At 69.4% G+C, this 12,353-nt stretch carries 13 protein-coding genes; 7 read left to right on the forward strand and 6 right to left on the reverse strand.

What is annotated here, in order from left to right; all coding sequences use genetic code 11:
- Positions 1-110: 110 nt before the first annotated feature.
- The 3 genes from RSA25_RS16645 to RSA25_RS16655 all read right to left on the reverse strand — a co-directional run bounded on the left by RSA25_RS16645 (position 111) and on the right by RSA25_RS16655 (position 3,462).
- The gene (locus tag RSA25_RS16645) at positions 111-647 is read right to left on the reverse strand and encodes a GNAT family protein (RefSeq protein ID WP_332809958.1); all 537 of its coding nucleotides are present in this window, start codon (positions 645-647) and stop codon (positions 111-113) included.
- A gap of 14 nt (positions 648-661) precedes the next feature.
- Entirely contained in the window at positions 662-2,806 is a 2,145-nt protein-coding gene (gene rlmKL / locus RSA25_RS16650) for a bifunctional 23S rRNA (guanine(2069)-N(7))-methyltransferase RlmK/23S rRNA (guanine(2445)-N(2))-methyltransferase RlmL (protein WP_332809959.1), read from the reverse strand.
- Positions 2,807-2,934: 128 nt separating this feature from the next.
- Positions 2,935-3,462 (reverse strand): hypothetical protein, encoded by a 528-nt coding sequence (locus RSA25_RS16655; RefSeq protein WP_332809960.1) that lies wholly within the window; start codon positions 3,460-3,462, stop codon positions 2,935-2,937.
- 57 nt (positions 3,463-3,519) lie between these two features.
- Here RSA25_RS16655 and RSA25_RS16660 point away from each other — a divergent pair, with 57 nt between their 5' ends.
- Entirely contained in the window at positions 3,520-4,089 is a 570-nt protein-coding gene (locus RSA25_RS16660; RefSeq protein ID WP_332809961.1) for an N-acetylmuramoyl-L-alanine amidase, read from the forward strand.
- Here the strand turns inward: RSA25_RS16660 and RSA25_RS16665 are convergent, their stop codons facing one another.
- From RSA25_RS16665 to RSA25_RS16675, 3 genes are all read right to left on the reverse strand, one after another.
- On the reverse strand, positions 4,090-4,995 hold the full coding sequence (locus RSA25_RS16665) for a sulfurtransferase (protein WP_332809962.1): 906 nt from the start codon (positions 4,993-4,995) through the stop codon (positions 4,090-4,092).
- Entirely contained in the window at positions 4,992-5,804 is an 813-nt protein-coding gene (locus RSA25_RS16670; RefSeq protein WP_332809963.1) for a CoA pyrophosphatase, read from the reverse strand. Before RSA25_RS16670 ends, RSA25_RS16665 begins: the two co-directional genes overlap by 4 nt.
- Positions 5,805-5,942: 138 nt before the next feature.
- Positions 5,943-6,644, reverse strand: a complete 702-nt coding sequence (locus RSA25_RS16675; protein WP_332809964.1) for an FKBP-type peptidyl-prolyl cis-trans isomerase N-terminal domain-containing protein — start codon at positions 6,642-6,644, stop codon at positions 5,943-5,945.
- Positions 6,645-6,811: 167 nt separating this feature from the next.
- Between RSA25_RS16675 and RSA25_RS16680 the strand changes: the two genes are divergently transcribed.
- The 6 genes from RSA25_RS16680 to pstS all read left to right on the forward strand — a co-directional run bounded on the left by RSA25_RS16680 (position 6,812) and on the right by pstS (position 12,218).
- Positions 6,812-7,609 carry an enoyl-CoA hydratase-related protein gene (locus RSA25_RS16680; protein WP_332809965.1) on the forward strand — a complete coding sequence of 266 codons (798 nt, stop codon included), beginning with the start codon at positions 6,812-6,814 and terminating at the stop codon, positions 7,607-7,609.
- 3 nt (positions 7,610-7,612) lie between these two features.
- Positions 7,613-7,978 (forward strand): hypothetical protein, encoded by a 366-nt coding sequence (locus tag RSA25_RS16685; RefSeq protein WP_332809966.1) that lies wholly within the window; start codon positions 7,613-7,615, stop codon positions 7,976-7,978.
- Positions 7,979-7,983: 5 nt separating this feature from the next.
- The gene (gene nth, locus RSA25_RS16690; RefSeq protein WP_332809967.1) at positions 7,984-8,664 is read left to right on the forward strand and encodes an endonuclease III; all 681 of its coding nucleotides are present in this window, start codon (positions 7,984-7,986) and stop codon (positions 8,662-8,664) included.
- 179 nt (positions 8,665-8,843) lie between these two features.
- Positions 8,844-10,055, forward strand: coding sequence for an OprO/OprP family phosphate-selective porin (locus tag RSA25_RS16695; RefSeq protein ID WP_332809968.1), 1,212 nt, complete (start codon positions 8,844-8,846; stop codon positions 10,053-10,055).
- A 237-nt stretch (positions 10,056-10,292) separates the two neighbouring features.
- Entirely contained in the window at positions 10,293-11,075 is a 783-nt protein-coding gene (locus RSA25_RS16700; RefSeq protein ID WP_332809969.1) for a hypothetical protein, read from the forward strand.
- A gap of 123 nt (positions 11,076-11,198) precedes the next feature.
- Entirely contained in the window at positions 11,199-12,218 is a 1,020-nt protein-coding gene (gene pstS, locus RSA25_RS16705) for a phosphate ABC transporter substrate-binding protein PstS (protein WP_332809970.1), read from the forward strand.
- Positions 12,219-12,353: the final 135 nt, after the last annotated feature.

The raw sequence follows: 12,353 nt of genomic DNA on the forward strand, positions 1-12,353 counted from the left end.
GCTATTGAATGGGTGTCCAACTTCCGGGGGTCAGATCAATGGCGTGGCTCTACCCTGGGGGCATGTCATCGGCGCTGGTCAACGGCCGGCGTTACCGGGGATCAGCGGGGTCAGGGAACCAGCGAAAACACGTGCGCCGCTGTGGGCGCGTTGCCGACGATCAGCCGGTTGCGTGCCACGCACTCGTGCAGCGCACCGGCCTTGACCGCCACCCGCTCGCTGGCCAGGTTGCCCACCGCCACGACGATCTCCACCCGCTGCAGTTGCAGCGGCCCGACGGCATGGGCCGCCAGCGCCTGCACGACACGGGTGGCAACGCCCTGGCCCTGCCCCGCCTGCCGCACCCAGTAGCCCAGGTTGCACACGCGGTGATCGTGCCGGATTTCGTTCAGCCCGGCGCCGCCCAGAAACGTGCCGGTGCGCGGGTCGAACACGCCGTACTCGTAGGCCGTGCCCGCCTCCCAGCTCTCGCGGCAGGCCTGGAACCACTGCAACGCCTGTTCCTCGCGGTAGTCCACCGAGGACCACGGCATCCAGCGCTGCATCCCCTCGGCCGACTCCCGCACCGCCGCGGCGAATGCGGCGGCATCGGTGTCCTGGAAGGGACGCAGCAGCAGTCCGTGGGCGTGGAGGTGACGCTCGTCCATGCGGCCGCTTCCCGTCATGCGCCGTAGCGGCGCAGCTCCCAGGCGCGGTGGATGCGCGGGTTGCGCTCGAAGTCATCGCCGATGGTGTCGGCGGAGATCTCCCTGCACTCGGCAAATTCCTTGATCGCCTCTTCGTCCAGCTTGAAGCGGCGGAAGTTGTTGGAGAAGTACAGCACGCCCTCCGGGCTCAGGCGCGCCACGGCCGCGCGCAGCAGGCGCAGGTGCTCGCGCTGCACGTCGAAATCCTCGGCGCGCGCGGAGTTGGAGAAGGTCGGCGGATCGCAGAAGATCACGTCGAAGCGATGGCGCTCGGCCTCCAGCCAGGCCAGTGCATCGGCCTGGATCAACTGGTGGGCGCTGCCGCCCTTGCCATTCAGGGCCAGGTTGTCGGCACACCACTGCAGGTACGTGCCGGACAGGTCCACGCTGGTGGTGGTGGCCGCACCGGCCACCGCCGCCTGCACGCTGGCCACGCCGGTGTAGCAGAACAGGTTGAGGAAGCGCTTGCCGACCGCTTCCTGGGCCATGTGCCAGCGCAGCGGGCGATGGTCCAGGAACAGCCCGGTATCCAGGTAGTCGAACAGGTTCACGCGCAGCAGCGCATCGTTCTCGCGCACCAGCACGAACTCGCCGCGCTGTTCGAAACGACCGTACTTGCTGCCGCCCTTGCCGCGCTCGCGTGACTTCAGCGCCACCTGCTCGGCCGGCACCTGGAACACTTCGCGCGCAGCCGACAGCAGCTCGTTGCGGCGGCGGCGCACGTCCACGTCGGGGATGGTGGCCGGGGCCGCATATTCCTGCACATGCAGGAAGGTGCGGCGAGCGCCGGCGTCTTCCTCGTACACGTCGATCGCCGCCGCGTACTCGGGCAGGTCGGCGTCGTAGACGCGGTAGCAGGTGATCGCCTCGCGGCTGCGCCAGTTCTTGAACTTCTTGATGTTCTTGCGCAGGCGGTTGGCCACCATCTGCGCGCCTTCGCTCAGCTCACGCGGCTGGCCGGCATTCTCGCGCTGCGGCACCGCGATGGGGTCGCAGACGATCAGCGCACACTCGATCGCGCCGTTGAACAGCTGGTACTTCTTGTTGGCGCGCAGGCCGGTGGCGAAGGCCAGGTCCGCGCTGCCGCACAGCAGGCTGGCGCGCCACTGCGGCACCGCCCGCTTGAGCGCATCGCCGAGCCGGCGGTAGAGCACCGCATCGGCGGCCAGGCGCTCATCGTAGGGCGGGTTGCAGACCACGCAGCCGGTTTCCTGCGGCGGCACCTGCACATCCCCGATATCGCGCACGCCGAACCAGATCGCGTGGGAGACGCCGGCGGTTTCGGCATTCTGCCTGGCCGCGTGGATCGCCTGGGGGTCCACGTCGCTGCCGTGGATGACCTGCTTGAGCGCGGCAAGGCCGGCGGTTTCGCGCGTGCGCGCCTCGTCCAGCAGGGTGTTCCAGGCCTCGCGGTCGAAGCCCAGCCAGCGGCTCGGCGGAATGCTGCCGTGGCGCTGCAGGCCGGGGGCCACGTCGGCAGCCATCAGCGCCCCTTCGATCAGCAGCGTGCCGCTGCCGCACATCGGATCGAGCAGGCCGCCGCCTTCGCGGTGGATCTTGGGCCAGTTGGCCCGCAGCAGCACGGCCGCGGCCAGGTTTTCCTTCAGCGGCGCATCGTTCTGCGCCATGCGCCAGCCACGGCGGTGCATCGGGCCGCCGGCCAGGTCGATGGAGATGGTGGCCCGGCCCTTGCGCAGGGACAGGTTGATGCGCACGTCGGGGAACTCGGTGTTCACCGAGGGCCGTTCCAGGCCCTGCGAGCGCAGGCTGTCCACCACGCCGTCCTTGACCCGCTGCGCGGCGAAGCGCGCGTGGGTGATCTCGGTGCCGGACACGTGTGCGTCCACCGACAGGGTCAGCTCGGGGCTGATGTGCTTTTCCCACGCCATGCCCGACACGCCCTGGTAGAGCGAGCCTTCGTCGGGGCAATCGAACTCGGCCAGCGGCCACAGCACGCGGCTGGCCAGCCGCGACCACAGCACCACCCGCAGCGCCTGCGGCAGCTCGCCCTCGGCGTTGACGCCGGCGATGGTGGCGGTGGCCTTGTCCAGGCCAAGCGCCAGCAGTTCGTCGGCGAGCAGGTACTCCAGGCCCTTGGCGCAGGAAACAAAGAATTTCACAGGATCGGTATCGCAGGTCAGCGGAAGGAGGGTGCCCTCGGGCACGGCAGGCAGCCCGGCGCGGGCGCCAGGACCGGCATTGTACGTGACCGGGCCCGGATCGCCGGGCCGGCCCCTCCCCGCCCGGCTCAGAGCGAGCGCAGCAGGGCCTCGAACGCCTCGGCCGAAGCGGCAACGTGCTGGTTGAGGCGGTGCCCGTCGTCCACCAGCAGCAGCCGGGCCGAGCGCGCCTGCGCCCAGGCGATCACCTCCGCGGCCGGGATCAGCTCGTCATGCCAGGCGTGGACCACGCTGATGGGCACGTTGGCCGCATCCAGCGCGGGCATCGGCCCCATCTGGGTGGGCGGCACCATCAGGAACAGGCCTTGGACCGGCACCTGCAGCGATGCGATCGCCGAGATGTAGGCCCCCAGGCTGGAGCCGGCCAGCACCACCGGCCCCCGCGCCGCCGCCTCGGCAGCACGCGCCAGCAGCCGCTGCAGGCGGGCACGCACATCGCCCACGCTGCTGACCTGGCGCATGGCATCCAGGTCGGTGTAGTCGGGGCGTTCGTGGGTCCAGCCCAGGCGCTGGGCGACCTCGGCCAGCGCGGTCACCTTGGTGGCGTCCGGGCCGCTCTCAAAGCCATGGGAAAGGATGCAGTGGCCGCGGCTCATGCGCGCACCGGGCGGGTATCGATGTGAGCTTTCATGGCTGAATGCTAGCATCGGCGCATGCCCGACCGCGCCCCGCCCGCCATCGCCCAGCAGCCGCTGCCCTACCAGGACCGCCTGGCCGCGCGCGCGCCGGCGCAGATCGACCTGGTGGTGATCCACTGCACCGAACTGCCCGACCTGGCGATGGCCCGCACCTACGGCGAGCGCGTGCTGTATGACAGCGGCAGCGGCAACAGCGGCCACTATTACATCGACCGCGACGGCCGCATCGTCCAGTACGTGCCGCTGGCGCGCGTGGCCCACCACGTGAGCGGCTACAACCCGCGCTCGATCGGCATCGAGCTGGTCAACCGCGGCCGTTATCCGCACTGGCTGGATTCGCGCCACCAGGCCATGGACGAGCCTTACAGCGAGGCCCAGGTCGCGGCATTGATCGACCTGCTGCAGCATCTGTGCGAGCAGGTGCCGAGCCTGCGCCACATTGCCGGGCACGAGTGGCTGGACACGCGCGAGGAAGTGGCCAGCGACGATCCGGAGCGGCGGGTGCCGCGCAAGCGCGACCCCGGCCCGTTGTTTCCCTGGCCGCGGGTGCTGGCGGCCACGCCGTTGCAGGCCCTGCGCGGCTGATCAGGCCCCGGTGGCGACCGGGCGCGCGGAATCGCCGACCCAGCCACTCCACGAATCGGCATACACCCTTGCCCCCTGCAGGCCAGCCACTTCCATGGCCAGCAGCAGGTGGCAGGCGGTCACGCCCGAGCCGCACATCACCACCACCTGGTCCGGTGCATGCGTACCGATCAGCGGTTGCAGCGCCGCGCGCAGGTCGGGCGCCGGGCGCAGGCGTCCGTCGTGCACGTTCAAGGCAAACGGGCGGTTGACGGCACCGGGCACGTGGCCGGCCACCGGGTCGAGCGGCTCCACTTCGCCGCGGAAACGCTCACCGGCGCGGGCGTCCAGCAGCCAACCGGGCGCGTGCTTGAGGCGGGCGGCCACCTCGTCCACCGAGGCGATCTGGTCGCGTGCGAAACGGCCGGGATAGGCGGGCCGGGCCGCCACCTGCGGCAGCGCCTCGCTCAGCGGCAGGCCCGCGGCCTGCCATGCCGCCAGGCCACCGTCGAGCACCGCCACGCGGGTATGCCCGAGCAGGCGCAGCAGCCACCACAGGCGCGCGGCGGCCATGCTGCCATCGGCCGCGTCGTAGACCACCACCTGGGTGTCCGGACCGATGCCCCAGCGGCCAAGCGTGGCGGTGAAGGCGTCCTCGTCGGGCAGCGGGTGCCGGCCGTGGCCGTGCCGGCCCAGGTCGGCCAGGTCGGCATTGAGGTCGGCGTGCAGCGCACCGGGAAGGTGGCCCTGCGCGTAGGCGGCGGCACCGGACTGGGGATCGGCGAGCGAGAAGCGTGCATCGACCACGCGCACCGCGGTGCTGGCGGTGGCGCGCGCATCGATCACGCGCAGGCCATCCAGCCCCAGTGCGGCGGCCAGGGTGGGTACATCGACGAGGGTGGTCCAGGCGGGAAGCGTGGCGGTCATGTGGTCTGCTCCAGGCGGCGACGCAGGTTGTAGAGGATGGCGGCGGTGGCGCCCCAGATGCGCTGGCCGGGCCAGGTGTATTCCAGCACGTGGCGGATGCGGCCGCGATGGTCGATCTCCACCTGCTGCAGGTTGGCCGGCTCCATGAGGTAGGCCAGCGGCACCTCGAACACTTCGGCCACTTCCGCCGGCTGGGGCACCGCCACGAAGGCCGGGTCGATCACGGCCACGACGGGCATGACGCGGTAGCCGGTGATGGTGACGAACGGGTCGAGGTAGCCGAGCACCTGCACCTGGGCGGCAGGCAGGGCGATTTCCTCCTGGCTTTCGCGCAGCGCGGCGGCGACGGCGTCGCGATCGTCCGGCTCGGTACGGCCCCCCGGAAAACCAACCTGGCCGCCATGCTGGCGAAGCGTTTCGGTGCGCCGGGTGAGGATGACCTGGGCGCCGCCCTCGCGCGGGACGATGCCGGCCAGCACGGCCGCTTCCACCGGCGGGCCGGGCGGCAGCAGGTCGCTGAGTTCGCTGCGGTTCCAGCCATCGCCGGTGGGCGGCTGGTCCAGCGGATGCAGGGCGCGCAGCAGGCGCTCATGCTCGGCCAGCGTGCCGCGCAGCGACCGCCGCAGCTGTTCGCGCAGCGGCAGGGTGTGCTGCATGGCGTGGGTATGTTGATCGGGGCTCATCGTGGACCAGCGGGTGATTTCGTCCACGTTGCGCAGGCACCCGGTGCACAGGCCGGCACGATCCAGTGCGCAGATGCCGATGCAGGGAGTAGGAAGCGCACGCGTGGAAGTGGGGGTGGAATGCACCTGGCAACAGTAGCGCGAAACAAGGGCGCCTGGCGTTGGCCAGCCCACCTGCACGCGCCTGCCCCGACAAAACCACCCGACACAAAAAAACGCGCCGGTAGCAACTACCGGCGCGTTCCATGTCACTGCTGATGCTTCTTACTTGACGCTGATCAGCTTGATTTCAAACTGCACGGCCACGTTCGGCGGGAACGGGGTGCGCGGGTCGGCACCGTAGGCCTGCTCCGGCGGCAGGGTCACTTCCCACTTGGAGCCGGCCGGCATCTGCAGCAGCACTTCGCGCATGGCCTTCATTTCGACTTCGCTGACCTTGATCGACGGAATCTGCTGCGCCGGGCGCGCGTCGGCCGGGCGGGTGCCGTACGGGTACGGACCGGCCACTTCCAGCTGCACCGTGCTCGCCTGCGTCGGCTTGGCGCCCTTGCCGGCTTCCACCACGCGGTACTGCACGCCGCTCGGCAGCGCCTGCACGCCGGCCTTGGCCTTGTTGGTGGCCAGGAACTGGGTGCTCTTGGTCTTGTTTTCAGCGGCGGCCTTTTCGTACTCGGCCTTGGCGGCCTGGGCACGCCCCTGCTCGCGCTTCTGGAAGGCTTCGACCGCCGGCTTCAACTGCTCGGCCGTGATCGACGGCTGCTTCTTGGCGTAGGCATCCTGCAGGCCCTTCACCACCGAGTTGATGTCCAGCTGCTCGCCGCGGGCGGTGAGTTCAGCCAGGTTGTTACCGTAGTCGTAACCGAAGTAATAGCTCAGCTTGCCCTTTTCGGACGAAGTGTCCTGGGCGAAGGCATTGCCCGTCAGGGCCAGGGCCGCGACGGCGACCGCGATAGAACGCAACTTCATCAAACTTTTCTCCAGGGGTGGTAACTCAGGACGCATTGGGCCGCCCTGAGGCGACGGGTTAGGATAGCCGTCGCAACGTTGAACCGCCACTAACGACGCAGGCTATGACCTGTCTTGCTTTCAAGAGTTCAACATCACTTTTTTTTAACGTTTTGAGGAATTCCGCCGTGGCCGACCTCTCCCTCGCCCCTGCCCCGGTCCAGATCGCCGACGACGGCGCGATCCGTACCGTCACGGTCAACCGCCCGGACAAGCTCAACGCCCTCAACCGCGCCACCCTGGAGGCGCTGGACGCGGCCTTTGCCGACGCCGCCGCCGATCCCCGGGTACGCGTGGTCGTGCTTGCCGGGGCCGGGCCGAAGGCCTTCGTGGCCGGTGCCGATATCGCCGAAATGAACGGACTGACCGCGGTTCAGGGACGTGACTTCTCCCTATTGGGCCAGCAGCTGATGCGCCGCATCGAGCGCATGCCCAAGCCCGTGCTGTGCCGCATCAACGGTTTTGCGCTGGGCGGCGGGCTGGAGTTGGCCATGGCCTGCCACCTACGCATCGCCGCGGACACCGCCAAGGTGGGCCAGCCGGAAATCAACCTGGGGCTGATCCCCGGCTTCGGCGGCAGCCAGCGGCTGCTGCGCCTGTGCGGCCGTGCCGCGGCGCTGGAGCTGTGCCTGCTGGGTGCCCCGATCGGTGCTGCCCGCGCCTTGCAGCTGGGCATCGTCAATGAGGTGGTCGCCGCCGATGCGCTGGATGCGCGCGTGGCCGCGCTCGCCTCGCAGTTGGCCAACGCCGCGCCGCTGGCCCTGCGCGGCATCCTCGATGCCATCCATGTCGGTGGCGAATGCGCGATCAGCGAAGGGCTCGAATACGAGAGCGCGCAGTTCGGGCTGATGTTCGCCACCGAGGACATGCGCGAAGGCACCGCCGCCTTCCTGGCGCGGCGCCCGCCGGTGTTCCAGAACCGCTGAGCCATGTCGCCTGCCCCGCTCCCCCTGCCCGCCCGCCTGTTGCGGCTGGTACTGGACGATGACCTGGACGCCGCGCTGGCGGCCGGGCTGATGGACTACGTGCCGGCCGACGGCGACGACGCGCAGTTGCCGGGTTACCCGGACCTGCCGGCGCGCCTGCTGCACGCCCAACAGCAGTTGCAACGCGCCTGGGACGCGCGCGACCGCTACCGCCAACGGAGCCAGCGGCTGGCGCGACGCGCCGCCGAGCGCGACGCGCGCCGTGCGCCTCCTGCCCCCACCCCGACCGTGAAACCGGCCCTGCCACCGGCCGCCGCCGCGATCCTGGCGCGGGCCAAGGCCAAGGCCGCCGGCAAGCCCCCTGCATGAGTCCGATGAAAAACACCCTGCCCGCCAAGCCGGCCCCGCGCAGCGCGCGCATGCCCAAGGCCGATGTGATCGAAATGTTCACCCGGCTGCGCGAACTCAACCCGCACCCGAAGACCGAACTGGAATACAGCACGCCGTTCGAACTGCTGGTGGCGGTGGCCCTGTCCGCCCAGGCCACCGACGTGGGCGTCAACAAGGCCACCCGCAAGCTGTTCCCGGTGGCCAACACGCCCCAGGCGATCCTGGCCCTGGGCGAGGACGGCCTGAAGCCGTACATCGCCACCATCGGCCTGTTCAACGCCAAGGCCCGGAACGTGATCGCCGCCTGCGCGATGCTGGTCGAGCAGCACGGCGGCGAGGTACCGCGCGACCGGGCGGCGCTGGAGGCACTGCCGGGAGTGGGCCGCAAGACCGCCAACGTGGTGCTCAACACCGCCTTCGGCGAGCCGGTGATGGCCGTGGACACCCACATCTTCCGGGTGGCCAACCGCACCGGGCTGGCCCCGGGCAAGGACGTGCGCGCAGTGGAGGACGGGCTGGTCAAGGCGATCCCGGCCGAGTTCCTGCTCGACGCCCACCACTGGCTGATCCTGCATGGCCGCTATGTATGCAAGGCGCGCAAGCCGGACTGCCCGCAATGCGTGATCCGCGACCTGTGCCGCTTCAAGCAGAAAACCGCGGCCTGAGACGCCGGTCGCGACTGCCATCTCAACGCAACCCGGCCGTCATCTGCCTCGGGCATCAATGGCAGGCCCTGACGTGGCCGGGCCCCGGCCGGCCGTCGGTTTGTCTGAAACTGTCATATTTACGCAATCTTCACTTATTAGCCTGCGCAGCATCTTCCCACCTGCCTGCAAGGCTCTCCATGAAACTGCATCGCCAACTCCTGACTGCGGCCGTTGCGGCTGCGCTGTTCGTCCCGGCCGCACACGCCGAAGTGGCCATCGACGTGATCGGCGGCTCGGAGATCACCTTCGAAGGCCTGGTCCAGGCCGACGGCAACTGGTTCGACAACGACCTGACCGACCTCAACGGCGGTGACGCCGGCAACGGCAAGGACAGCGAGTTCGAACTGCGCCGCGCCGAGCTGGTGCTCAAGGGCAAGGGCCCGGGCAACATCGAGTGGGTGGTCGGCTACGACGCCAAGGCCGACAAGTTCCTGGACACCAACGTGAAGTACAAGCTGGCGGGCAACGCCAACCACTTCGTGCAGTTCGGCCAGTTCAAGCAGCCCAACAGCCTGGAAGAACTGTCCAGCACCAAGAACAACGACTTCATCTCCAAGGCCGCGGTCACCAACACCTACGCGGTGGCCCGTCGCCTCGGCGGCGCGTACAGCATCGGCGACGCCAACTGGTCGGTCACCGCCTCGGCCTTCGGCCGCGAGCTGACCCGCAACCTGGCCCACGGCAGCGGCTACGGCGCGCGTGGCACCTGGGCGCCGATCAATGACAAGGGCAATGTGCTGCACTTCGGCCTGAGCTACGTCAACTACGACACCGACGCGGACACCCTGCGCGTGCGCGCCCGTCCCAACGCCGACCTGGCCACCGCGCGCCTGGTCGACAGCGGCAACATGGTCGACACCGACCGCGTGACCACCCTCGGCGCCGAAGCGATGTACATCGGCGGCCCGTTCAAGGCCCAGGCCGAGTACTACACCAGCAAGGCCAAGCGCTACACCCGCGACAACTACACCAGCGACGGCTACTACGTCAGCGGCCTGTGGAACATCACCGGCGAAACCTGGGGCTACAAGGGCGGCACCCCGTCCACCGGCCTGCCGGACGAGCCGGGCCGTGGCATGTGGCAGCTGGGTGCCCGCTACGACCACATGGACCTCAACGACGGCAACGTCAGCGCCAACCCGGTGGCCGGCCGTCCGCCGATCGTCGACGGCGTGCTGGGCGGCAAGATGGACATCTGGACCGTGGGCGTGAACTACTACTGGCGCTCCAACACCAAGTTCGCCCTGAACTACGTGATGGTGGACAGCAAGAAGTACAACGCGACCGCGCGTACCTTCCTCAACGATGACCCGAACATCCTGGAAGCGCGCCTGCAGTTCTTCTGGTAAGCAGCGCGGGAACCGCCGGACGAAAGGGCGCAGCTTGGGCTGCGCCCTTTTTTTGTGCGCGCACCGCCGGGAGGGGTAGAGCCACCCCATGGGTGGCTGCTCGCGATGCCGGCTACCACGCAGCCACCCATGGGGTGGCTCTACCCCCGTTGGTTGTGCGGCCACGCATGGGGTGGCGCTACCCCGTGGGGGCTGCGCGCGTATGCTGGGCGGCCCTTGCCCCATGGATGGCCCTCGATGCGTATCGCCTTGCCGCTGCCGCTGCTGCTGGCCCTGTTGGGTGCCGCCACCCTGCCCGCCCGCGCGCAGGACTGCCCCGCGCCGCAGGCCGCCGCCGAGCAGGCCTATGCCGCCCGCAGCGGCAACGTGTTGCCCGACCGCGCCGGCTACACGCGCGACACCACCGGCAGCGTCTGCCGGCGCTGGCCGGCGCGCCCCGAGCTGACCCTGCTGGCGACCCCGGTCTGGCGCGATGGCGGCGACAACGACGCGCGCGAGGGCGACGTGGAGGTGCTGGTGGTCGATACCGGCAGCCACCTGCCGCGCGCCTGGGCACGCCTGCCCGGTGCGCTGGACAGCGACGCGATCTTCTTCGACGGCATGCGCCTGGATACCGCGCGTTACCAGCTCGCCCCGGACACCCTGGCGTTCGGCCTGCGCGTGCAGCGGCGCAATGGCTCCGGCCCCAATCCCTTCAGCGAGGATGCCCTGCAACTGCTGGCGCTGCAGGGCGGCGTGCTGCGCGTGCTGGGCCCGCCGATGGTGCTGCGCCGCTTCCAGGCCGAGTGGGACACCCGCTGCGCCGGCGAGTCGATGGAGACCTCGCGCACGGTGTCGGTGGGCACCCCCGGCAAACACGGCCTGGCCGATCTGGTGCTGCGCGAGCGCCAGCTCACCACCCGCAGCTGGATGGACGGCGAGGAGTGCCGCGACGGGCGCACCACGGTGGACGGCGAGCGCCGCGTGCTGCGTTACGACGGCCGCCAGTACGGGGTTCCGGAGGCGCTGCAACCGCTGTGACATCCCTCGTTGAATGCATGTCACGAGGCGGTCATATGACAGTCGCTGCGCTGTCATCGAATGGTTATGGAATGAGCGCCGGGCGGGACACCCCGCACCGTCATCCATCCCAGGAGCCACCCCGTGATCCACGCCTTCAAGTCGCGCGCCGCCGTTGCCGTCCTCGCCGCGTCGTCCGTGTTCGCCGCCAATGCCGCCGATGTGACCGGCGCGGGCGCCTCGTTCATCTACCCGGTCATGTCCAAGTGGTCGGCTGACTACAGCACCGCCACCGGCAAGAAGGTCAACTACCAGTCCATCGGTTCCGGTGGCGGCATCGCCCAGATCAAGGCGGCGACCGTCGATTTCGGTTCCTCCGACGCCCCGCTGAAGCCCGAAGAGCTGGCCGCCGCCGGCCTGGCGCAGTTCCCGTCGGTGATCGGCGGCGTGGTGCCGGTGATCAACGTGGCCGGGATCGCCCCGGGTGCGCTGAAGCTGGACGGCCCGACCCTGGGCAACATCTTCCTGGGCAAGATCAAGACCTGGAACGACCCGGCCATCGCCGCGCTGAACCCGGGCGTGAAGCTGCCCGACGGCAAGATCACCGTGGTCCACCGCTCCGACGGTTCGGGCACCACCTTCAACTTCGTCAACTACCTCTCCAAGGTCAACCCGGAGTGGAAGAGCAAGGTTGGTGAAGGCACCTCGGTCCAGTGGCCGGTGGGCATCGGCGGCAAGGGCAACGAAGGCGTGGCCGCCTACGTGAAGCAGATCAAGGGCGGCATCGGCTACGTCGAACTGTCCTACGCGCTGCAGAACAAGATGTCCTACGCGGCGATGAAGAATGCCTCGGGCAAGGTCGTGATGCCGAGCGACGCCTCCTTCGCCGCCGCCGCTGCCAGCGCCGACTGGGCCAGCGCCAAGGACTTCTACCTGGTGATGACCAACGCGCCGGGCGCCGAGGCATGGCCGATCACCGCGACCAACTTCATCCTGGTGCGCAAGCAGCCCAAGAACGTGGCCAACGCCAAGGCGACCCAGGAGTTCTTCCGCTGGATCTACAAGAGCGGCGATGCGCAGGCCAAGCAGCTGGACTACGTGCCGCTGCCGGACACGCTGGTCAAGCAGATCGAGACCTACTGGTCGCAGAACCTGAAGTACTGAGTCGTCGTCGACAACGAGGCAATGGCGGCGGCAGGTCCTCTCTCCCCCTGCCGCCGCCGGGGGGGGGGCGGAAGATACCCGCCGTTTGTTTTGTTGTTGGGCCCAGAGGGGGGGGTGGGGTGGCTGTACGCCGCG

The sequence above is a fragment of the Stenotrophomonas sp. genome (assembly GCF_036662295.1).
Taxonomy (GTDB): Bacteria; Pseudomonadota; Gammaproteobacteria; order Xanthomonadales; family Xanthomonadaceae; genus Stenotrophomonas.